General features: G+C 72.3%; 16 protein-coding genes. 3 read left to right on the plus strand and 13 right to left on the minus strand.

Annotation, left to right across the window (positions count from 1 at the left end; genetic code table 11):
- Window positions 1–16: 16 nt before the first annotated feature.
- The 12 genes from OHA19_RS26485 to OHA19_RS26540 form a co-directional block, all read right to left on the minus strand.
- Window positions 17–1,381 carry a PP2C family protein-serine/threonine phosphatase gene (locus OHA19_RS26485; protein WP_405751899.1) on the minus strand — a complete coding sequence of 455 codons (1,365 nt, stop codon included), beginning with the start codon at window positions 1,379–1,381 and terminating at the stop codon, window positions 17–19.
- Between the two features lie 2 nt (window positions 1,382–1,383).
- A complete protein-coding gene (locus OHA19_RS26490; RefSeq protein WP_405751901.1) occupies window positions 1,384–4,146 on the minus strand; it encodes a tetratricopeptide repeat protein in 2,763 nt (920 codons plus the stop codon).
- Window positions 4,147–4,207: 61 nt separating this feature from the next.
- A complete protein-coding gene (locus tag OHA19_RS26495) occupies window positions 4,208–5,530 on the minus strand; it encodes a hypothetical protein (protein WP_405712726.1) in 1,323 nt (440 codons plus the stop codon).
- 105 nt (window positions 5,531–5,635) lie between these two features.
- Window positions 5,636–6,679 (minus strand): glutamate ABC transporter substrate-binding protein, encoded by a 1,044-nt coding sequence (locus OHA19_RS26500; RefSeq protein WP_405712724.1) that lies wholly within the window; start codon window positions 6,677–6,679, stop codon window positions 5,636–5,638.
- Window positions 6,680–6,690: 11 nt separating this feature from the next.
- On the minus strand, window positions 6,691–8,082 hold the full coding sequence (locus OHA19_RS26505; RefSeq protein WP_405751904.1) for a hypothetical protein: 1,392 nt from the start codon (window positions 8,080–8,082) through the stop codon (window positions 6,691–6,693).
- Between the two features lie 324 nt (window positions 8,083–8,406).
- Window positions 8,407–9,381 carry an N-acetylglucosamine kinase gene (locus OHA19_RS26510; protein ID WP_405751907.1) on the minus strand — a complete coding sequence of 325 codons (975 nt, stop codon included), beginning with the start codon at window positions 9,379–9,381 and terminating at the stop codon, window positions 8,407–8,409.
- A complete protein-coding gene (locus OHA19_RS26515) occupies window positions 9,372–10,637 on the minus strand; it encodes a 6-phospho-beta-glucosidase (protein WP_405712721.1) in 1,266 nt (421 codons plus the stop codon). Before OHA19_RS26515 ends, OHA19_RS26510 begins: the two co-directional genes overlap by 10 nt.
- Before the next feature lie 3 nt (window positions 10,638–10,640).
- Entirely contained in the window at window positions 10,641–11,543 is a 903-nt protein-coding gene (locus OHA19_RS26520; protein WP_405751910.1) for a carbohydrate ABC transporter permease, read from the minus strand.
- 1 nt (window position 11,544) lies between these two features.
- The gene (locus OHA19_RS26525) at window positions 11,545–12,486 is read right to left on the minus strand and encodes a carbohydrate ABC transporter permease (protein ID WP_266690846.1); all 942 of its coding nucleotides are present in this window, start codon (window positions 12,484–12,486) and stop codon (window positions 11,545–11,547) included.
- Between the two features lie 7 nt (window positions 12,487–12,493).
- Window positions 12,494–13,831 carry an ABC transporter substrate-binding protein gene (locus OHA19_RS26530; RefSeq protein ID WP_405751913.1) on the minus strand — a complete coding sequence of 446 codons (1,338 nt, stop codon included), beginning with the start codon at window positions 13,829–13,831 and terminating at the stop codon, window positions 12,494–12,496.
- Window positions 13,832–13,893: 62 nt separating this feature from the next.
- Window positions 13,894–15,117: an ROK family transcriptional regulator gene (locus OHA19_RS26535; RefSeq protein ID WP_405751916.1), complete on the minus strand. Its 1,224-nt coding sequence runs from the start codon at window positions 15,115–15,117 to the stop codon at window positions 13,894–13,896.
- A 209-nt stretch (window positions 15,118–15,326) separates the two neighbouring features.
- On the minus strand, window positions 15,327–16,391 hold the full coding sequence (locus OHA19_RS26540; RefSeq protein ID WP_405712713.1) for a mechanosensitive ion channel family protein: 1,065 nt from the start codon (window positions 16,389–16,391) through the stop codon (window positions 15,327–15,329).
- Window positions 16,392–16,711: 320 nt separating this feature from the next.
- Here OHA19_RS26540 and OHA19_RS26545 point away from each other — a divergent pair, with 320 nt between their 5' ends.
- Window positions 16,712–17,248, plus strand: a complete 537-nt coding sequence (locus tag OHA19_RS26545; protein WP_360544304.1) for an HNH endonuclease — start codon at window positions 16,712–16,714, stop codon at window positions 17,246–17,248.
- Between the two features lie 46 nt (window positions 17,249–17,294).
- Here the strand turns inward: OHA19_RS26545 and OHA19_RS26550 are convergent, their stop codons facing one another.
- Window positions 17,295–20,309, minus strand: a complete 3,015-nt coding sequence (locus OHA19_RS26550; protein WP_405712711.1) for a beta-N-acetylglucosaminidase domain-containing protein — start codon at window positions 20,307–20,309, stop codon at window positions 17,295–17,297.
- 332 nt (window positions 20,310–20,641) lie between these two features.
- Between OHA19_RS26550 and OHA19_RS26555 the strand changes: the two genes are divergently transcribed.
- Together OHA19_RS26555 and malQ are read left to right on the plus strand one after the other, a co-directional pair.
- On the plus strand, window positions 20,642–20,917 hold the full coding sequence (locus tag OHA19_RS26555) for a hypothetical protein (RefSeq protein WP_405712709.1): 276 nt from the start codon (window positions 20,642–20,644) through the stop codon (window positions 20,915–20,917).
- Window positions 20,918–23,131 (plus strand): 4-alpha-glucanotransferase, encoded by a 2,214-nt coding sequence (malQ, locus tag OHA19_RS26560; protein WP_405751919.1) that lies wholly within the window; start codon window positions 20,918–20,920, stop codon window positions 23,129–23,131.
- Window positions 23,132–23,139 lie beyond the last annotated feature (8 nt).

Raw genomic sequence — 23,139 nt, forward strand, 5'->3', positions numbered from 1 at the left:
CGTTACGGAACGGGACTCACGTGGTACCGCAGGCCGATCCTGCCCCCTGGGGCTCCACGGCGAACGGCAGCAGAGCCACTGTTACGTTGTCGTGGCCCCCGCCGTCGAGCGCGTGACCCACCAGCACCTGGGCGCCGTGCAGCGGCCGTTGATGCGCGTCGGCCGGCACCGCCGCGGCCATCTCGGCCGCCGACTCCGCGTAGTTCCACAGGCCGTCCGTGCACACGACCACCAGACCGGACCGGTCCGGCTTGAAGGTCGCGGTGTGCGGTTCCAGCTCGTACGCGTCGGCGCCGAGCCACCCCGTGATCGCGTGGGCCCGCTCGTCCGCGTACGCCTCCGCCTCGTTCATCAGGCCCGCCGCCACCATCTGCGCGGCCCACGAGTCGTCCTCGGTCAGCCGGGCGGGCGGGTTGGCGCGGTCGTCGGGCACCCAGTAGACGCGGCTGTCGCCGACCCAGCCGACGATCAGCAGACCGCCCGCCATGATCGACCCGACCAGGGTGCACGCCGGGGCGTTCTGGTGGCGGTGCTGGTCGTGCTCCATGGCCTGGCCGGGCTCCCGGGCCAGGGAGTTGACCGCCTCGGCGGCCGCGAGGATCGCCTCGTGCATCGCCTGCTGCGGGTGGGTGCCGCGCGGCAGCGACTCCAGGAGCGCCTCGTTGGCCGCGCTCGCGGCGGCGGCCGACGCCTCGTCCGGGCGGCTGGCCGACGAGACGCCGTCGCAGACGATCGCGACGACGGCCGGTGAACCGTCGGGCAGGGCGGTGGTCGACACCGCGAACGAGTCCTCGTTGCGGTGATGACGCAGACCCCGGTCGCTGACGGCGGCCACCGAACCGAGCTCCTGCTCCATGTGGTCGCGCTCGCGCGGCTGGGCGTGACCGCAGTTCTCGCAGTAACCGTCGATATCGACGCTGCCCGCCCGGCAGGCCACACAGCGCTTGGCGCCGGCCGACGGCCTGGCCGCCGGATCCACGGCGGGGGTACGGGGGTCGGGCGCGGCCGCCGGTGCCGGGGCGTCGGCCCCCGGTGCCGGTGCGGACGCGTCGGGCGACGGCGTGCCGGCAGGCGCGGGCGCGGCCAGCTCGAAGTCGTCAGATCCGTCCGATGCGTCAGATCCGTCAGATCCATGAGATCCACCGGATCCGTCCGACGCGTCCGGTCCGCTCGGTCCGTCCGATCCGCGCCGCCGGTCGAAGCGGAGCCCCGCCGAGCTGCCCTCGGGCACGGTCATGGCGACAGTCGGGTGGTCCTGGGGAGCGGCGGGCACGGCCGAGAGGTCGTACCCGCACGCACCGCAGAACAGGTCCACCGGCTCCAGCGGCTCCTCGCAGCCGGGGCACTTCGACAGGGCCGTCTCCTGGGGGTTCTGCGACATTTTCACACCCACGTCCGGGGGCGGAAACGGTTGGCCCGCTCCACCAGTTCGATCCTCTCATCGCCGGGCTCCGCAAGCCTGGCGAGCATCCGGTACGAACGCTCGAGCCCGAAGCGCAGGCCCCGCTCGTCCAGCTCACTGCCGAGCAGTGTTCCCGGCCCCGGCGACCCGGTGGAGGCGGTCGGCCGGGCCGGCGTTCCGGCCGAAGGGCTACCGGAGAGTACCCAGTCGAGCGCCGTCCCCAGCACCTCGGTCGAAAGCTGCTCCCGGCGCACCGCGTCCAGACCGAAACCGGCCAGTCCCGAGACCTGGGCCGAGGCGGCCATCAGATCGGTGATCAGCGGCTCGTGCGGGGACCGCCCGCGCAGCCGGGCGCGCACCGCGGCGACCCGCGCCGCGGTGTAGTGGATCGACGCCTCCGGCACCGACTCCAGGGCGCTGACGGCCCCGGCCCGGTCCCCGGCGGCGATCTGTACCCGGGCCAGCCCGAAGGCGGCGCTGACGAAGCTCGGGTCGGTCGCCCACACCAGCCGGTAGTACTCGGCGGCGTTGTCCAGCTGGCCCAGGACCTCCGCGCAGATCCCCAGCGCCAGCTTGGGCGCCGGCTCGCCGGGGAACGCGTCGTACACCGCGTCGAAGGACAGCGCCGCGTTCTCGTTGTCGCCGGTCACCAGCGAGGTGATGCCGCGGTACCAGACGACCCGCCAGTCGTCCGGGTACTGGCCCTCCAACGCCGTCAGGGTCTGCCCCGCGGCACCGAGGTCTTTCAGCTCCAGGCGGGCGCGCAGCTCGCGCAGCCGGGTCTCCAGCGAGGCCACCGGCACCGCGCCCAGCGCGGAGATCAGCTCGGACGGGGCGGTGGTCATCAGCCCGGCGAGGAAACCCGCGTTGGGGTCGCTCGCGTCGACCCGGGGCACCGGCAGCGCGAGCGAGGTGGAACGTACGTCGAGCCGGGCCAGCCGCGGGCTGTCCGGGACGGGGGCGAGCGCCGGGGGTGCGGCGGCCGGGACCCGGGGGGCCGGAATCGCGCCCTGCGCCTGCGCGTACGCGACGGCCTCGCCGTTCCCGTCCGGCCCGTTGCCCGTCCGTACGTGGGTGGGCGGCGCGGTCAGCGGACCGGCCCCGGGCGCGGCGTACCCGGGAACGGGCGGGGCGCCCGCGGGCAGCGCGCCGGGCGGCGGTGCGGCGGGCGCGAGCGGTGCCGCGCGGCGGGGCGCGGTGCCCGCCCCGCCGCGCCGTCCGAAGCGGCCGGACCGGGCCGGAGCGGTCGCCCGGATCCCCAGCTTCGACACGTCGCCCGTCGGCTCGGGGAACAACTGCGTGTCGGTGACCCGCACTTCGGTGCCGAACAGCGTCGAGAGCGCCGGACGCGGCCGCCCCGTCTGCAGCGACACCACCTCGCGCAGCACACCCGTCAGCTGCTCCGCCATCTCCGCGGCCGAGGCGAACCGCCGTGCCGGATCCGGGTCGGTGGCCCGCACCAGCAGCCGGTAGAACGACTCGTAGGCCCGGAACACCTCGATGTTGTCCGGGTCCGGGAGCGAGTCCACGAAGACGTTGGTGTAGCCCTGGAAGTCGAAGGTGAGCACCGCGAGAGTCCGCGCGACCGTGTACAGATCGGAGGCGACCGACGGGCCGACCTCCGCGACCTCCGGTGCCTGGTACCCCACCGTGCCGTAGATGGCCGACTCGTCGTCGTCCATCCTGCGCACCGCGCCCATGTCGATCAGCTTCAGCTGGTCCTCGGTCTGGATCGCGTTGTCGACCTTGAAGTCGCAGTACAGCAGGTTGCGGCTGTGCAGATGGCCGAGCGCCTCCAGCGCCTCGATGCCGTACGCGCACGCCTGCTCGACCGGCAGCGGATCGCGCTTCCCGGCGGCGGTCCGGCGGTCGTTGGCGATGTCCTTGAGCGCCTTGCCGCCGACGTACTCCATCACGATGTAGCCGTCGAGCGAGCCGGTGCGCTGGTCGAGGTGCTCGACGAAGTTGTAGATCCGGACGATGTTGGAGTGCTCGATCTCGGCGAGGAAGCGGCGTTCGGAGATCGCGGCCTCCATGGCGTCCTGGTCGCCGGTGTCGAGCAGCCCCTTGAGGACCACCCAGCGGTCCGAGACCGCACGGTCGACCGCGAGATAGACCCAGCCGAGCCCGCCGTGCGCCAGACACCCGGCGACCTCGTACTGGCCGTGGACGATGTCGCCCTCATGGAGCTTGGGCACGAACGAGTAGGGGTGACCGCACTTGGTGCAGAACCCCTCCGTGCGGCCGGTCCGTTCGCCGCGCGACCGGCCGACCGGGGCCCCGCAGTCGGAACGCGAACAGAAACGCTTCCGCTCCGGCACCTCCGGGTTCTCCATCACCGCCGAGTGCGGGTCGGGACGCGGTACGTCCGGCACCTCGACCAGGCCCACGCCCAGCCTGCCCCGGGCGGACGCCCCCGAGGACGAACCGGAGGAACGGACCGAGACCGAGGGGGAGGTGGCGGTACCGGACAACGAGCGCGAGAGCCGTCCCGACACCGAACGCCGTGAGGTCGACGAGCGGGAGGACCGGGACGAACGCGAGGACGCCCGGGACGAGGACTGCGAACCGCTCCTGCTGCCCCGGCTGTTGGCGCCGCCGCCCGCGATCCCGGTGGGCGGCGAGCTCACCATGCCGTTCGGCGACACGACCGGCGCCAGACCGCAGGTGTCGCAGTACAGCTCACCGCCGCCCATGTCCTCGTAACTGCCCTCGCACGCGGGGCGCTGGCACTGCGTACTCATGGTCGGTCCTCCTGATCGCCCCGCCGCCGCAGCGGCCCTGCCACCTTGCACATGTCCGCCGTCATCGCCGGTCCTCCGGTCCCGGTGCCCGGCGCTGGGACAGCAGCTCGGCCGCCGCCTCCTGGTAGCGCAGCACCGCCTGTCCGGCGACCCGCAGATCGCACGGCGCGCTCCACAGCATCCGGCGCGCCGCGTCGTACCGCTCGATCAGCAGCGGGTCCTCGGCCAGACCGTGCCGGGCGACCTTCGCCTTGTACGCGTCGAGCCTGCCGCGCAGCTCCGCCCGCACCGCCAGCGGGGCGGTGACCGCGGTCAACGACTCACGGGCCCGCAGCAGTTCCTCCTCCGCCTCCCGCTCCAGCGTCTCCAGGAGCGGGGACAGCCGGTGCCACTGGGCATGCCTGCGGTACTCCGAAGCGGCGGCCAGCCGCTCCTGGAGCACCGTCGCCGGGCCGCTGACCGCTGGCACCTCGGTGGCCGCGATCTTCGCCAGCACCTCGCCACGTGCCGACCGGGCCTCGGTCAGGGTGCGGTCCGCGCGGGAGAGCACGTCGCGCAGCTGGACCAGACGCTGTTCGGCGTCCTGCCGGACCGCGAGCACCGCCTCGATCTCACGGCGTACGTCGTCCAGGGCACGGGCGGCCCGGTCGTAGCGCGTCGTGTCGGGGCGGCCGCCGCCGGGCGCCGAACTGCCGGGCCCCGGCAGCCAGAACGCGAGGGGATCGGAGATCACCTGCACCCGCAGCGTGGTCAGCTCGTGGGTGATCGCCGCCAGGTCGTCGCCCGCCGGGTGCTCACCGGGCCGCACCCCCACGGAGTGCGCCAGCGAACGGGTGCGGTGCAGTTCGGCGGCGAGCAGATCTATCCGGGCGGGCAGCGCGGACCACACGGAGTCGGAGGCGACGACCATGTCCAGCGAGCGGGCGTACAGCTCGTTCATCCGGGCGACCAGCTCCTCCAGCGTGAACCGCTCGGAGAGCCTGGCCGGAACGTTGACCGAAGGGTCGGGGCGGGCCGCCGCGTGCGCCACGGTGACGCCCTGGCCGCGCAGCAGCTCGGTGAGGGCCAGCAGATCGTCCCGGTTGGGATAGCGACGCCGGGCCCGTACCGAACGGGCCCGGGCGAGCGCCCCCGCGTAGGCGTCGAAATACCCCCACAGCAGCGTGATCGACTGCTCGGTGGAGGCCCAGCGTTCCTTGGTGACACCGGTCAGCTCGGCGCCCTCCAGGAGCCGGCGGCCCGCGTGGTCCTGCAGGGCGAGCAGCGAGGTCTCGATCGCCTCGTGCTCCGCGCCGAGCCGGGCCAGCGCACGGTCCGCCTCGTCCCGGTCCATGACCGGGCCGGGGGGCCTGGCCGCATAGCCGGGGAAGGGGCCCGCGCCCATCGATCACCTCTCCGCTCTTGCTGCCGGGACGTGCCCGGCAGGATCAGTGCCACCGCCTCGCCGGCCGGGGTCCGCGCCGTCGCGCACACCCGGACGGACCGGCTGTCAGTTGCTCCGGTACTTGGGGGCCGGCGGTCCCTTTATCCCCGGCAGCCCGGCCTCCAACCAATCCTGGTACGACAGCATCCAGGGGCTCTTCGCACCGCCACTGCGGTAGTCGACCAGCACCTGGTTGACCCGGGCCACCAGATCGTCCGCCCCGAGCTTCGCCGCCACACCGTAGTACTCGGTGGTGAAGGGCCTCTCGCCCTTCAGCTCGACCGCCGGGTCCTGGGCGGCCTGTCCGGCCGCCAGGGCGTTGTCCGTGACCACTGCGTCGACCTCGCCCATCTGCAACCGCACCAGGCAGTCGAGCTGGTTGGGGACGGTGAGCTGGTTCTCGTCCGCGGCGGTGCCGTCGTGCGGGTCCTCGAAGACCGCGCCGAACGACTGCTTCTTCAGCGCGTCGTAGGCCGTGGAGCCGTTGGCGGTGCAGACCCGCTTGCCGGCCAGGGACTTGTCGTACCCGGTGATCGGCGAGTCCTTCGGCGCGAGGACCTGCTGTCCGGCCTGGAAGTAGGCGGTGGAGAACGAGACCTTCCGTGCCTGCTTGCAGTTGATCGTCATCGTGCGGACGACGACGTCGACCTTGCCGTTCGCCAGGAGCTCGGCCCGCTTGTTGGTGGGAATGGCCCGGAAGATCACCGCATCGCGGTCGTTCAGGATGTTCTCGGCGATGGCCCGCACCAGATCGATGTCGAAGCCCTCGATCCGGCGGTTCTCCGGGTTGCGGTATCCCCAGCGGAAGCTGTTCTGGTCGACGCCCGCGATCAGCTTTCCGCGCTTCTTGATCCTCTCGATGCTCGGACCGTCGGCGGACGACGGCGGGAGGCTCGCCTCCGGGTCCGTGCAGTCGTCCGCCGTGACCTGGACCGCCTGCGCGGCACGCCCGCCCGCGAGGCCCCTGCCGAAGACCTCGGCGCCGCCGTGGGAGAGCGGCAGCAGGGTGAGCGAGGCCGTCACGGCGCAGGCCGCGGCCATGGCCGTCACTCCGCCCCAGCCGCGCAGCCTGACCCGGGCGGACCATGCGCCCCTGCGCTTCCTGGTCATCGCTCCCCCTCTCATCGGTACTCCGAGAGCCTGCGGTTGACGCCGACGATCGCGGCGGCGGCACCCAGCACGGCCAGCACGGCGGCCCCGGCCGACAGGCCCCACAGCGCCCCGCGCCCGTCCTCGGCGGCCCGGGTGAACTGGTCCTGCTCGTGGGCGAGCGCCTTCGCCAGCGCGTCGTCCACCCGCTGGAAGGACTGCCCCGTCGACTTCTCCGGACCGATGATCTGCTCCAGGGCGCCCTCGTAGTCACCGTTGTCGTCGGTGGTGCGGGCGGTCCGGTGGCGTTCCTGCCACTCGGTGACGGCGGTGACTGCGTCCTTCACCGGCTCGCTTCCCCGGGCGTCGTCGGCGAGCCCCCCGGCCTTCCCCAGCTCTTCGCCCAGCGCCTTCATGCCCGTGTTGTAGTCGGTCTCGTACTTGTCGTTCTTGCCGTCCGGGGTGAGCACCGCGCCACGGGCGACCAGCGTGAGGTTCTCATTGGCGCGGGCCTTCAGCGAGTCGATCCGCGCGTGGTTGAGCACATCGAGGGACTGCTGCCCGTTCACATCCGCGGCGTTCAGCTCGGACCGGGCGACCGTGTGCCCCACGGCCAGCCACAGCAGGATCACGGTGGACGCGGCGGTCGCCACGAGCAGCCCGTGGTTGAAGACCCGGTTCGTCCTGCGGTAGTTGCGCCGCTGCGCCCAGAGCAGCCCGGCCAGGGCCACCACGCCGAGCCCCAGCGAGAGGAAGGGCCAGGTCCGCGCCGAGTCGTTGTCCTCGCCGAGCCGGCCGGTCTCCGCCGCGTACAGCCGCTCGGCGGCCGGCAGCAGTACGTTGCTCATCTTCTGGTTGGCGTACCGGAGATAGGCGCCGCCCAGCGGCAGGCCCTGCCGGTTGTTGGCGCGGGCCCGCTCGATCAGGCCCGTGTAGCGGGGGAGTTCCACGTTGAGCGTGGTGATCTCCTGCCCGGACTCGGTCGCCGCGTCCGTGTTGGCGGCGGCCTTCACCAGCAGCCGGGACGCCTCCTTGATGTCCCGCTCGTACTGGTCGTGGACATCGCGCGGCTCCTGCGCCCCCGCCAGGAAGCCGCTCGCCGCGGCGGTGTCGGCATCGGCCAGCGAGCGGTAGACGGCCGCCGCGTCGGCGCTCAGCGGCTGGCTGCGGCCCACCACGTCACCGGCGGCGGACTCGCGGTCGGCGACCTCGAACGCCGTCACGGCCCCGAACGCGACGACGAGCAGGGCCAGTACGGCCCCGATGATCTGGAGCCTGCCGGGCTCGGTGGTGGCCGCGGCCCGCACTTTGTCGGCCGTCATGGACAGAACACCGCGCTGCTGCGGAGCGGGTACGGTCGCGGGCGCGGACGGCTGCGCCTGCTCGTGCTCCGGCGCCGTGCGTACATTCGGCGGGTATGTCACTCGACCTCCCCCTCGGTCACTGACGGTGGCCCGGCCCCCGGCCGATCGGGAGCTGGTGCCCGGCCATGAAGTATGGCCGCAGGGACCGGCATCCACACCTGGAACGTCCGGATCCTGCATCGGCCCACGGATGCGATCACACACATCCGATTGCGGTCACCTGCATTCGATCAAGGCCTGCGCCGCGGATCAAGACGATCGGCGGACCAGTACCCGATGCGAGCCGATCTCCCCACTCATGAACACGTGCGGGACAACTGAACGGTTCCCGTACGCAAGAGGCGTCCCGCGGCGCCGAAGCACCGCGGGACGCCCCTTGACGTGTCAGCTGTACTGCGCACGCAGCCTTTCGTGCACCGAGGCGGCCGCGCCCGTGTGGTCCAGGCCGAGCAGGGCGGCGCCCAGCACCGGCGGCTGGGTCACCACCCGGAGCACCGCCTTCGGGGCGCGCGCCGCGAGGAGGTCGGCGATCTTCGCGTCCAACTGCGGGTGACGGGCCGCCAGTACGCTGCCGCCCAGCACCACCGGCGCCTCCTCGCCCAGCAGATCGAGCCGGCCCAGCGCGACCGAGGCCATCGCGACGACCTCCTCCGCCAGCCGGTCCACCAGCGAGCCCGCCACCCGGTCACCGGCCGCCGCGGTCGCGAAGAGCACCGGAGCCAGCTCGTGCCGGCGCTCGAACTCGACCCGGCCCAGATGCAGCGCCTCGATCAGGGCGTACATCGAGCCGAGCCCGAAGTGCCCCGGCAGCGTGCGGACCAGCTCGGTCGGCTCACCGCGGCCGTCCTCGGCCCGCGCGGCGAACCACATCGCCTCCTCCGCCAGACCCGCGCCGCCGCCCCAGTCACCGGAGATCCGGCCTATGGCGGGGAACCGCGCGGTGCGCCCGTCCGGCACCATGCCGACACAGTTGATCCCCGCGCCGCAGACCACGGCCACACCGCGCGGCTCGTCCACCCCCGCGCGCAGTATCGCGAAGGTGTCGTTGCGCACCTCGACGGTGGCGCCCCAGCCCCGCGCGCGCAGCGCGGCGGCCAGCTGTTCCTCCTCCACCGGGAGGTCGGCGTTGGCGAGACAGGCGGACACGTGCGCGACGCGGCCGGCCGGTTCGCCGGAGAGCTCCAGCACCCGGTCGACGGCCGCGCCGAGGACGTCGACGGCCGTCTCGACGCCCACGGCCGGCGGCTGGAAGCCACCGCCCCGGGCCGTCGACAGCACCGTTCCGTCCGCGCCGATCAGTGCCACGTCGGTCTTGCTGTTCCCCGCGTCGATCGCGAGGACCGAAGCGTTCACGCCCACGCCAGGTGCTCCCGGTTGTGCGCGATCAGCTTGTCGGTGAGCGCCTCGGCGTACTCGAACTGGCCGACCAACGGGTGCGCGAGCAGCGCCTTGAAGACCCGGTCCCGGCCACCGCGCAGGGCTGCTTCCAGGGCGAGGTCCTCGTACGCCGTCACATTGGCGATCAGACCGGCGAACAGCGGGTCCAGCTCGGGGACGGCGAGGGGCGTCGCGCCCGTGCCGTCGACCCGGGCCTGCACCTCGATCACCGCGTCGTCCGGCAGGAACGGCAGCGTGCCCCTGTTGTACGTGTTGACCACCTGCACCGCGGAGCCGCCCGAGCCGAGCAGCGAGGACGCCAGGTCCACGGCCGCCTCCGAGTAGAAGGCGCCGCCGCGTTTGGCGAGCAGCGCGGGCTTCTCGTCCAGCGCCGGGTCGCCGTACATGGCGAGCAGTTCCTTCTCCATCGCGGCGACCTCGGCCGCCCGGGACGGCTTGGTGCCGAGCTCCCGCACGACCGCGTCGTGCGCGTAGAAGTAGCGCAGGTAGTACGAGGGGACGACGCCGAGCCGGTCGGTGATCGCCCGGGGCATGCGCAGGTCGTCCGCGATCGCGTCGCCGTGCTCGGCGAGCAGCTTCGGCAGCACGTTCTCGCCGTCCGGGCCGCCGAGTCGCACCCCGAGCTCCCAGGTCAGGTGGTTGAGCCCGACGTGGTCGAGGTGCACCTCGGCGGGGGTGACGTCGAGCAGCCGGGCGAACTTCCGCTGGAAGCCGATCGCCACGTTGCACAGGCCGACGGCCTTGTGGCCGGCCTGGAGCAGTGCCCGGGTGACGATGCCGACCGGGTTGGTGAAGTCGATGATCCAGGCGTCCGGGTTGGTCCGGCGGACCCGCTCGGCGATGTCCAGGACGACCGGCACGGTGCGCATCGCCTTGGCGAGGCCGCCGGCGCCGGTCGTCTCCTGGCCGACGCAGCCGCACTCCAGCGGCCAGGTCTCGTCCTGGTTGCGGGCGGCCTGGCCGCCGACGCGCAGCTGGAGCAGGACCGCGTCGGCGTCGGCGACGCCCGCGTCCAGGTCGGAGGTGGTGACGATCCTCCCAGGGTGGCCCTGCTTGGCGAAGATCCGCCGGGCGAGGCCGCCGACGAGCTCCAGACGGTCGGCCGCCGGGTCGACGAGCACCAGCTCCTCGATGGGCAGCGTGTCCCGCAACCGGGCGAAACCGTCGATCAGTTCAGGTGTGTAGGTGGACCCGCCACCAACTACTGCGAGCTTCATAGGTCAGCCCTTTACTCCGGTCAGTGTGACGCCCTCGACGAATGCCTTCTGTGCGAAGAAGAAGACGAGGATCACGGGGGCCATGACCAGTACGGTCGCGGCCATGGTCAGGTTCCAGTCGGTGTGGTGTGCGCTCTTGAAGGACTCCAGGCCGTAGCTGAGCGTCCAGGCGGCTGGGTTCTCCGAGGCGTAGATCTGCGGGCCGAAGTAGTCGTTCCAGGCGTAGAAGAACTGGAAGAGGGCCACGGCGGCGATGCCCGGCTTGGCCATCGGCACGACGACCTTGAGCAGGGTGCGCAGCTCGCCGCAGCCGTCGACCTTCGCCGCGTCGAGGTACTCGTTCGGGATGGTCAGCAGGAACTGCCGCAGCAGGAAGATGGAGAACGCGTCGCCGAAGGCCATCGGGATGATCAGCGGCCAGAGCGTGCCGGACAGGTCCAGCTGCTTCGCCCAGAACAGGTACATCGGGATGACGATGACCTGCGGCGGCAGCATCATCATCGAGATGACCAGCATCAGCGACAGATGCCGGCCGCGGAAGCGGAACTTGGCGAGCGCGTACGCCACGGGCAGCGAGGAGACGACCGTGAGGACGGTGCCGAGCCCCGCGTACAGCAGGGTGTTCTTCCACCAGGTCAGAAAGCCGTCGGTGTCGAACACCCGCTGGTAGTTGCTCCACTCGAAGGGGTGCGGCCACAGATCGCGGGTCAGCGCCTGCTGGCCGTTCATCAGCGAGGTGAGCAGCAGGAAGACGAACGGCAGCACGAAGAAGAGCGCGGCGGCGACGCCGAGCGAGTGCACGGCGATCCAGTTCAGCAGCGACTTGCGGCGCGCCCTGCGTTCGGCCGGGGTGACCGGGCCGGTCGCGGGGTCGGCTTCCTTGACGGCGTCGAGTACCTGCGCCACGTCACTCACCTGCCTGGATCAGTCCGCTTCGGCGCCGCATCAGCAGTGCGGTGAACGCCATGGCGAGTACGAAGAGAACGAGCGCGACCACGCAGGCGGAGCCGTAGTCGAAGCGCTGGAAACCGAGGTTGTAGACGACCTGCGGCAGCGTCAGTGTCGACTTGTCGGGATAGCCCGGTTCGAACTGCTGCCCGGAGCCGCCCATCACGCCCGAGGCGACCTTCCCGGCCACGAACGGCTGGGTGTAGTACTGCATCGTCTGGATGATCCCGGTGACCACCGCGAACAGGATGATCGGCGAGATATTCGGCAGGGTGACGAAGCGGAACCGCTGGAACGCGGTCGCCCCGTCCAGCTCCGCCGCCTCGTACTGCTCCTTCGGTACGTCGAGCAGCGCGGCCATGAAGATCACCATCAGGTCGCCCACCCCCCAGACCGCGAGCGCGGTCAGGGCCGGCTTGGACCAGGTGGCGTCGGTGAACCAGCCGGGCGTGGGAAGCCCGATCTCGCCGAGGATCGAATTGACCGGCCCGGTACCCGGGTTGAGCAGGAAGACGAAGCCGAGGGTCGCCGCGACCGGCGGGGCCAGGTAGGGGAGGTAGAACAGGGTCCGGAAGACCCCGGCACCCGTCTTGATCTTCGTGATCAGCAGCCCGACACCGAGGCCGAACACCACCCGGCAGGTGACCATGACCACGACCAGCCAGAGCGTGTTGCGCAGCGCCGGCCAGAACAGCGGGTAGTCGTTGAAGACGAACGACCAGTTCTTCAGCCCGCTGAACTCGGGGGCCGTGAAACCGTCGTACGAGGTGAAGGAGAAGTAGACGGTGGAGATCAGCGGGTAGGCGAAGAAGACGCAGAACCCGATCAGCCACGGCGACATGAAGGCCGCTGTCCGAAGCGCCGACCGGCGGCGCTTCGCACGGAGTGTGTATGTGGTCATCGCGGCGCTACTTCGCCTGCGCGATGGCTGCGTCGATCTCCTTGGCGGTGTTCTTCAGACCCGCCTCGATGTCCTTCTGCTTGCCCTTCTCGATGTCGAATCCGAGGTTCTGCAGGGACACCAGGTACGCGCCGCCGTTCACCGAGGGAGGGGTGGTGGTGCTCTCCGGGTCCGCGGCGATGTCGAGGAAGGTCTTGAACCGCGGGTCGTACTTCAGCTTCGGCGACTTCAGCGCCGCCAGGGTGGAGGGCACATTGTGGATGGAATTGGCGAAATTCACCACGGCGTCGGTGTCGGTCGTCATGAACTTCACCAGCTCCCAGGCCGCGTTCTCCTTCTTCGAGGTGGCGGCGATACCGGCGATGGTGCCGGTCAGATAGCCCTTGCCGTAGGTGTCGGCCTCGTCGTCGGCGACGGGCATCGGGGCGACGCCGATCTCGAACTTCGGCTTGGTCTCCTCGGCCATCCCGAGCCGCCACTCGCCGTCCAGCTGCATCGCCACCTGGCCGGTGTGGAACGGGTGCTTGGCGCCCCACTCGTCACCGAACGACGTGCGGTACTTCTCCAGCTTCTCGTAGCCGCCCAGGTCGTCGACCAGCTTCTTCTGGGTCGTGAGCATGGCGGCGAACGACGGGTCCTTGGCGATGTTCGACTTGCCGTCCGCGTCGAAGTACTTCGGGTTCCAGGCACCGAGGTAGTGCTCGGTCGTCGTCTCGTAGCCGTGGTAGTTCGGCATGAAACCGAGCCGCTCGTACGAGTCGCCCTTGGTCTTCGTCAGCTTCTTGGCGTCGGCGGCCAGTTCCGACCAGGTCTGCGGGGGCCTCTTGATGCCGGCCTTGTCGAACGCGTCCTTGTTGTAGTAGAGGCCGTACGCGTCACCGAGCAGCGGCACGGTGCAGCGCACCCCGTCGAACTGGGTGTACTCGTTCATCGCCTTCGGGAAGGTCTTGTCCGGGTCGATCCCGTCCTTCTTCAGGAAGGGGTTGAGGTCGAGGAACGCCTTCGACGAACAGAACTTGCCGACATTGTTCGTGGTGAACGACGAGACGACGTCCGGGGCGTTCGAACCGCCCGCCCGCAGTGCCTGGTTGATCTTGTCGTCGGTCATGTCGCCGACGACCTTCACATGGATGTTGGGGTGCGCCTTCTCGAAGGCGTCGACCGTCGCCCGGATTCCCGCGACCTCGTTCGGGGAGTTCCAGCCGTGCCAGAAGTTGATGGTCGTCTCCTTGGACGGGTCATCACTGGCACCGGAGTTGCTCTGACCCGTACAGGCCGAGGCGAGCAGAGATATGGCGGCGGTCGCGGCGAGCGCGGCGGCCGTCTTCCGGCGGTTTCCGGACATGGCGGTCTCCCGGTGAAGGAATGGGGCGGGGGATACGGAGGAGAGGATCGGGCCGAGAAGAGTCAGCGGGACGTGTCGAAGACCTCGTCGCGGGTGGTGGCGAGGGCGCTCTCCAGCGCGCCGCGCAGTACGGGGCGGTGCTTCACGTCTCCGGCGATCAGCCGGGGACGGGAGGCTGCCAGCTGGGTGAGCTCGGACTCCACCCGGCAGCGCAGCGGCTCCCCGCCGGCCGCGATGACCTCGCCGGACAGCACGACGATCTCCGGGTCGAGGACGGCGATCATGGAGGCGAGACCGGTCGCGAGTCCGGTGGCGAACCGGTCGAGGAGCTGGACGTACGGGCCGTCCTCGCCGGCCTCCGCGGCCTCGGCGGCGCGGGTGAGCAGCCGGGCCGCGACCGCGTGGTGGGTGCCGGAGCCGCGGATCAGCTCGTCGTCGATGCCGAGCTCCCGGCCCAGCCGGGACAGCACCTGGGCGCCGGCCAGTTCCTGGAAGCCGCCCGCGTTCACCTTGGTGACCTGACGGACCAGCGGGGTGCCCGGCACCGGCAGGAAGCCGACCTCGCCGGCGCCCCCGGTGAAGCCGCGGTGCAGCCGTCCGTTTATGACGAGGGCGGCACCGAGCCCCTCCTCGTTCCAGAGCAGGACGAAGTCGTCGTGCCCCCGCGCCGCGCCCAGCTGCTGCTCGGCCACCGCGACCAGGTTCACGTCGTTCTCGTACTCCACCGGCATCGGCAGGAAGGCGGCCAACTCCTCCAGCAGCGTGGGGGAGTGCCAGCCCGGCAGATGCGAGGCGTACCGCAGCCGCCCCGTTCCGGGGTCGAAGGCGCCCGGGGTGCCGATGACGACCCGGTGCACATCGGAGCGGGTGAGCCCGGCTTCCTTCACCGCCCCGTCCAGCGCCTGGGTCACCTGACGCACCACACTGTCGGCGCGCCGCCCCGGGGTGCGCAGCTCGAACTCCCCGACCGTCTCCCCGGTCACATCGGCGACGGCGGCGACGATCCGGCGGGCGTTCACATCCAGCCCCGCGACATGGGCGGCCCGCGCGTTCACCCCGTACAGCTGGGCGTTGGGCCCCGGCCGTCCCGCCACCGTCCCGGTCGCGACGACCAGCCCGGCCGCCTCCAGCCGCGCCAGCAACTGCGAGGCGGTCGGCTTGGAGAGCCCGGTCAGCTTCCCGATCCTGGTCCGCGAGAGGGGGCCGTGCTCCAGCAGCAGATCGAGGGCGGCACGGTCGTTCATGGCCCGCAGAACGCGGGGGGTACCCGGTGTGTTTCCGGCCATGAGTACTGCACCTGCCCTCTATTAGGAAAGTTTCCTATTCGATGAGAGGACGGTATGCGCGCGCCACCGGGCCGTCAATGGGCAGCATCGCTGAGGCAATCAAAGCGTTACGCGAGGACGTGTTCCGGGTGTCCTGGAGGGGTGGGGTCCGGAACGGCGTGAGGGGCACCCACGATGCCTGGGTGCCCCTCACATGCTTTGCCGGCCGCCTACTTCGAGATGTTCGGCGGGGCGATCGGGGCCGTGGCCAGCGACTGGGGCGAGGTGGTCGAGGCGTAGGCGGAAGGGGCGGCCATGGAGGCCGCGGGGTCGGCCTTGGCGGGCTCGTCCGGCTGGGCCGGGACGCCGCCGACGATGCGGATGCCCGCCTCGTCGAAGGCCCGCTTGATCCGCCAGCGCAGCTCGCGCTCCACGCCCAGCGCCTTGCCCGGCATCGTCTTCGCGCTCAGCCGGACCGTCATCGAGTCCAGGAACACGGCGTCCAGGCCCAGGATCTCCACGGGGCCCCACAGACGCTCGTTCCAGGGGTCTTCCTTGGCCATGGCCGCGGCGGCCTCGGTGATCACCGTGCGGATCCTGTCGAGGTCCTCGGTGGGGCGCACCGTCACGTCGACCCCGGCCGTCGACCAGCCCTGGCTGAGGTTGCCGATCCGCTTCACCTCGCCGTTGCGGACGTACCAGATCTCACCGTTGTCGCCGCGCAGCTTCGTGACCCGCAGGCCGACCTCGATGACCTCGCCGGAGGCGACGCCCGCGTCGATGGTGTCGCCCACGCCGTACTGGTCCTCCAGGATCATGAAGACACCGGAGAGGAAGTCGGTGACCAGGTTGCGCGCACCGAAACCGAGTGCCACACCGGCCACACCGGCGGAGGCCAGCAGCGGGGCCAGGTTGATCTGGAAGGCGCCCAGGATCATCAGGGCGGCCGTGCCGAGGATCAGGAACGACGCGACCGAGCGGAGTACCGAACCGATCGCCTCCGAGCGCTGACGGCGGCGTTCCGCGTTGACCAGCAGCCCGCCGAGCGCGGTGCCCTCCACCGCCTGGGCGCTGCGGTTCATCCGTTCAATGAGCTTGGTGAGAGCACGTCGGATGGCGATCCGCAACACGATCGCGATCGCCGCGATGAGGATGATGCGCAGGCCGGTGTTCAGCCAGGTGGACCAGTTCTCCTCCACCCAGCCCGCGGCGTCGCCGGCCTGCTTGGCGGCTTCGTCCAACGAGCTGCCGGGCTCGGGCGACGGGGCTGCGGCCAACAGGGCGGACAGGGACACGGTGGGACCTCCAGATGGGCGACGGCCTTCCGACCACACTAACGGGGCATCGGGAGTGTTCCGTTGCCCCGACAGAGCGGCGAGAAACGCCTCAACCGGGGGATACCGGGGCCGGTGAGCGGCGGTGGGGCGGTACCTGCGGCGGCCTTCTGTGGCCGATCGCACACCCGGCGGGCCCGCCCGCGGCAGGTGGCCGGGAGAAAAATCCTCCCGGCCCGTTACCCGCACGTGGTGGCGCTCCGACCAGGCAGGAGTAGAGACTGAGATCGGATCGTCCCGGCGCGAGCCACGCGCCGCCGGCGTACAAGGAGGCATCCACCGTGCCGCATGTCCTGGTTCTCAACGCGTCGTACGAGCCACTCGGCGTCGTACCGCTCCGCCGCGCGCTCGTCCTCGTCCTCGAAAACAAGGCCACCTGCCTAGAGGAGTCCGGCGCCTTCATGCACAGTGCCACCCGGGCCGTCCCGGCCCCCAGCGTCGTCCGCCTGAAGCGGTTCGTCCGCGTTCCCTACCGGGGACCCGTACCGCTGACCCGCAGGGCGCTGTTCGCCCGGGACGGGGGCCGCTGCATGTACTGCGGCGCCGCCGCGACCAGCGTCGACCACGTGATTCCGCGCAGCCGCGGCGGACAGCACGCCTGGGACAACGTGGTGGCGGCCTGCCGCCGCTGCAACCACGTCAAGGCGGACCGGCACCTGCCGGAGCTCGGCTGGCGGCTGCACCAGCAACCCGCCCCGCCGACGGGCCTCGCCTGGCGGATCATCGGCACGGGACACCGTGACCCGCGCTGGTTGCCGTACTTGCAACCGTTCGGCGCGGACGACGCCATGGCCCGGATCGACGGCATTTCTGCCTGAGGGATCCGGGCCTTCGCCGTCCCCGGGGCGGAAAGGGCCCGGATCGTTACTCCGTCGCGGCGACGGCGTACGCCTCCACCGACCAGAGCGAATAGCCGAACTCGCTGCCCCGGGCATCGCCCTGGACCCTGAGATAGCGGGCGTCCCTCGCGTCCATCCGGACCGACTCGCGCCCGCCCCTGCCGTCCCGGACGGTCGCCGCCGTGCGCCAGCTGCGGCCGTCCGAGGAGACCTGGAGCCGGTAGCGGGTGGCGTACGCGTCCTGCCAGTGCAGCACCACCCGGCCGATCCGGGCGGTCCGGGGCATCTCCGCCTGCCACCAGGCGCCGTCCTCGACCGGTGAGGACCAGCGGGTCTCCGGATCGCCGTCGGAGGCGGCCGACGCCGGGAAGTCCGGGGTCTCGTCGCCGGACGAGGACGCGGTGGCGGTACGCAGCAGATCGGGGCCCGAGGTACGCGGGAACGCCCGGACGGTGAGCGTGCTGCGTTCGTCGCCGAAACTCAACGGCACCTCGTACTCCCCGGCCGGGGTGCCCGCCGGGACCGTGATCTCGACGGGGACATCGGTACGGGAACCGCGCGGCACCCTCGTCTGCTTCGGGATGTCCACCTTGATGCCCTTGGGCGCCTTCGCGGTGAGCGCGCCCCGCACCTCGGCGGGACGGCGGGCGGCCAGACGCGCCTCGACCCGCTGCGGCCCGCCGCCGATCTCGGCGTCCGTCTCGCCGCGCGCGAGATCGAGCCGGGCCGCGGGCTCGTCGCCGAACCAGGGCACGAGCGCGTGCACCCGCGGGGCCGGTGCCGGGGCGCTCCCGGAGGCGCCGCCTGCCGGGGCCATCGGAGCCACCGTGCGGGAGATGACCGGGGGCAGTGCCGGGCCGCCCGTGGGCCAGCTGATCCGGATCGCGTCGGCTCGCAGCCCCTTGCCCGCAGTCTGGGTCCAGCCGGTCTCCGACAGCGCGCCCAGGTGGCGCCAGCCCTCGCCGGGCACATGGGCCTCCAGTGCCGCGCCGGCCACCGTGCCGCCGCCGGGCAGGGTCATGGCCGTCACGGCCTCCACCGGGCGGGACCGCTTCAGCTCGACCGTGTAGCTGCCCGGAGCCTTCGTGACCGTACCGGCGTCGCGGTCCGCGCCCGTCCAGGCGTCCGCCTCCCGGCGCACCCGGTCCAGGAACGGGCCCAGGACCCCCTTGCCGACCGTCGCGCCGTCCGCCTTCGCGGCCTTGCGCAACGGCTCCAGGGCCAGCGACGCCTGCCAGGCCGCGGCGCCGTCGCCGCGCGACTGGGCCTGGAGCAGATCCACGGCCAGCTCGCCCGCCCGGCCGTACCGGGACAACTGCTCGGTCCACGGCCGCACTTCGCCGTCGAGGTGCCCGTCCGCCGGGCCCTTCAGCCACTTCGGGGCCTCCCGCATCACGGTGAACGCCTCCCGCAGCCCGCGCGCCGCGTCGTCCCGCGCCGTGACGTCGTGCGCCGCACGGGACTTCCAGAACGCGGCCAGCAGCGGCCGCAGATACGCGGACTCGTCACCGCCGAGCACCGACTCCGCGCTGTTCCCGGCCAGCGCGCGCAGCGCCTCCCTGGTGCGTGCGTCGCCGCCCGCCAGGTCGTCGATCGCCGCCCGCCAGGACTCCTGGGGCCGGTAACCCTTCGGGTTCCAGGCGAAGTCGGCGGCGGTGAACAGCGGGATGCGGGACGCGGACGGCTGCTCCATCGCGTTGGCGAGCAGCGCCGCGGAACCTATGGCCACCGCGGGGTCCCGGCCGGTGTACGGGCCGAGGAATATCCGGTCCTGGGCGTAGTCGTTGACCGGGTAGTTGTCCATCGTGACCAGTGGGTGCCCGAACGCGGCTCGGGCACCGGCCAGTTCCCCGCCGGTGATGGTCTTCGGCACGACCCCGACACCGGTCCAGGCGATCTGGACCCGGTCGTCCAGCTCAGTGGCGAGCGCCTCGCGGTAGTCGGTGGAACCGTCCTGGTAGAACTCCGTCGGCATCACCGACAGCGGCTGCGAGCCCGGATACCGCTCCGCGAGGTGCCGCGCCACCTCGCCGGCCACCCGCGCCTGGGCCCTGGCCGCCGCCTCGGGACCGCTGCCGAAGGTGTCGGCGTCGCTGTCGCAGTGCCATTCGCTGTAGCTGACGTCCTGGAACTGGAGCTGGAAGACCCGCACACCCAGCGCCCACATCGCGTCGAGCTTCTTCGTCAGCGCCTTCACGTCGCCGGCCGACGACATGCACATGGCCTGGCCGGGGGCGACCGCCCAGCCGAGCGTCACATGCTCGGCACGGGCCCGTTCGGCCAGCGCCCGGAAGTCGGCACGCCGGTCGGCCGGGTAGGGGTCGCGCCAACGGGCCTGGCGGTAGGGGTCGTCGCCCGCCGCGTACAGATACCTGTTCTGCTTCGTGCGGCCCATGAAGCCGATCTGGGCCAGCCGCTCCTCGCGGGTCCACGGCCGCCCGTAGAAGCCCTCGGTCATCCCGCGCACGCCGGTGCCCGGCCAGTCCCTGACGGTGACCCCGGCGACGTTCCCGTCCCGGATCAGCTGACGCACGGTCTGCACGCCGTGGAAGAGGCCGTCCTCGCCGAGACCGTCCACCGCGACGGTGTCCCGGCCCGCGACCCGGCCGACCGCGATCCGGTAGCCCCCGGAGGGCAGGTCTCCGCGCTCGGGGGCGTGCAGGCTGCGCAGCGCGTCGCGGGCGCCGTCGCCGCCGAGCCTGATGACCGGGCCGCGGCCGGGCAGGGACTCGTGGACGGTCCGCACGCCCGCGTCCCGCAGGATGCGCCGGAGCGCGTCGACCGCGTACGGGTCGGCGTGCGCGTCGGCGACGAGGGTGGCCTCGGCCAGGAGCGGTACGGACTGCCCGGCGGCCTCGATGGAATGCGGCCGGGGCCATACGGCGGGCAGCCCGGCGTCGTCCGTGCGGTCGGGGGTGGTGACGGCGGGGGAGCCGGGGGGCGAAGGGGCCGCGACGGCGGCCGGGGCTCCCGTGGAGAGCAGTCCGCCGAGCATGGCGACCGCGATGGCCGCCGCCTGCTTTCCGCGCCTGAGCCGCATCGCTCGTCTCCCTCGTTCCCGCCGCTGGTCTCCGGCGTTTCCGCCGGTGGGCTCCGAGCCCACCACCCGCGCGCGAGGGTGTCAATGCGCGTGGGTGGTGTGCCGGAAATGCCCGATGCCGCGGACGGGGCGGGCGGCGGCGGGGCGCGGCGGCGGACACCAAAGATGACGCCGGATGGCCGAAAAGAGCGGACAACTTACGGAGAACCGGCCCGCGAGGAACGGAATGTGACCCAGGGCACGTTGGACTCGTTGTGATGACGCCTACGTCTGTGGTCGAGCCCGCCGGGTAGGTCTGCTGTGTCCTGTCACCCCACGGCCAGGAGGCCGCCATGCCCGCCGCCGCACAGCTTCTGCTCTCCGCCCTCTCCGGACAGGTGCCGGATGCCACCGCCCCGCCGGCCGGTCCGCTCCCGGTTCCCGCGTCCCGTGTCGGCCCGCTGACCAGCGAGCCGCCGCTCGCCGATGCCATACCCCTCACCAGCGAGCCGCCGCTCGCCGACGCCACCCCTCTGACCAGCGAACCCCCGCTCGCCGTAAACGCCCCGCTGACCAGCGAGCCGGCCACGTCCGGTGGCGCGTGGGGCATGGAGTCCCCAGGAGTCTGAATGGGCTTGTCCCGGCTCGCCGCACTGCACGGTGTCGCCACCTCCTACTCCCCGTCCGCCGATGTGACGGTGTCCGTCCCCGAGGACACGGTCGTCGCCGTGCTCGGCGCGCTCGGCGTGGACGCCGCCACGCCCGAGGCGGTACGGCAGTCGCTCGCCACCGCCGAGTCCGCGGCCCGCTCCCGGCTGCTCCCGCCGACGCTGGTGGTGTGGACCGGCGAGCCGCTGCCCGCGGCGCTGATCGCCCTGCCGCCCGGCACCACGCTGGACATCGCCCTCGAAGACCCCTGCGCGGCCCCGCCCCCGCGGATGCGCGTCCAGGCCGACCGGCCGGATCCGGCCGTTTCGGAGCGGGGCACCACCGACGGGAGCACGGACCCGGCGGACCGAGGGGGCGAGGACCCGGCGGACCGAGGGGGCGAGGACGCCGGTACGGGGGCGCCCCCGGCCCCCGCCTGGTGGACCGAACCGCCGCTCGGGGTGCACCGGCTGGCCGTACGGGCCCCCGGCGGGCGGACCGCGGCAGGCACGCTCCTCGTCGCCCCGCCCCGGGCGCCCCGGCCGCCCGCCCGCAGCCACGGCTTCCTCGTCCAGCTCTACTCCCTGCTCTCCGCCCGCTCCTGGGGCATGGGCGACCTGGGGGACCTCGCCGACCTCGCCGCCTGGTCCGGCCGGACCCTCGGCGCCGGATTCGTCCAGGTCAACCCGCTCCACGCCGCCGTGCCCGGCAGCCCCACCGACCCGTCCCCGTACCGCCCCTCCTCGCGGCGCTTCCCCGACCCCGTGCACCTGCACATCGAGTCCGTCCCCGAGTACGGGCACGTGGCGGACCGCGGCACCCTCGACGACCTGCGGCAGGACGCCGCGGCGCTCAGCGACACCGTCCTGAACAAGGGCGCCCTGATCGACCGTGACGCCGTCTGGGAGCTCAAGCGCCAGGCTCTCGAACTCGTCCGCGAGGTGCCCCTCACCCCCGGCCGCCGCGCCGCGTACTGCGACTTCCTGGCCGGGCAGGGGCAGGCCCTGGAGGACCACGCCCTGTGGTGCGCGCTCGCCGAGGTGCACGGCTCCGACTGGCACAGCTGGCCCGCCGGGCTGCGCGACCCCCGCTCCAAGGAGACCGCCCGCGCCCGCACCGAACTGCTGGACCGGGTCGACTTCCACTGCCGGCTCGCCTGGCTGACCGACGGTCAGCTCGCCGGCGCCCAGCGCGCTGCCCTCGACGCGGGCATGGCCGTCGGAGTCGTCCACGACCTCGCCGTCGGCGTGCACCCCGGGGGCGCCGACGCCTGGGCCCAGCAGGACGCCTTCGCGCACGGCATGTCCGTCGGCGCGCCCCCGGACGCCTTCAACGCCCGCGGCCAGGACTGGGGCCTGCCGCCCTGGCGCCCGGACGTCCTCGCCGCGTCCGGCTACGCCCCGTACCGCGGACTGCTGCGCGGGCTCCTCGCCCACGCGGGCGCCCTGCGCATCGACCACGTCATGGGCCTGTTCCGGCTCTGGTGGGTGCCCGAGGGGCGCCCGCCCACCGAGGGCACCTATGTCACCCACGACGCCGAGGCGATGCTCGCCGTCCTCGTCCTGGAGGCGCACCGGGCCGGCGCGGTCGTCATGGGGGAGGACCTCGGCACCGTCGAACCGGGGGTCCGCGAAGCGCTGTCCCGGCGCGGGGTCCTCGGCACCTCCGTCCTCTGGTTCGAACGGGACTGGGCGGGCACCGGCCGCCCGCTCGCCCCCGAGCAGTGGCGCGAGGACTGCCTGGCGACGGTCACCACCCACGACCTGCCGTCCACCGTGGCCCGGCTGACCGGCGACCATGTGACGCTGCGCCACCGCCTCGGCCTGCTCACCCGCCCCCTCGACCAGGAGCTGACGGCCAACGCGGCGGACACCGCCGACTGGCTGGGGTACCTCTCCAGACTCGGCCTGCTCCCCGAGGGCGAGGGCGACGAGGAGGGGGCCGTACGGGCCGTGCACCGCTTCCTGCTGCGCACCCCCGCTCGCCTGACCGGCGTCTGGCTGCCCGACGCGCTCGGCGACCGCCGCCCCCAGAACCTCCCCGGCACCTGGGACCAGTACCCCAACTGGCGCCTGCCCGTCGCCGACGCGCAGAGCCACCCGGTCACCCTGGAGGAGCTGGCCGCCGCGCCCCGCCTGCACCGGCTGATGGAGGTCTTCGAACCGCGCGAGGACCACCCGGACCCCACCCGATGACCCGCCCC

Source organism: Streptomyces sp. NBC_00012 (genome assembly GCF_045040875.1).
GTDB lineage: Bacteria > Actinomycetota > Actinomycetes > Streptomycetales > Streptomycetaceae > Streptomyces.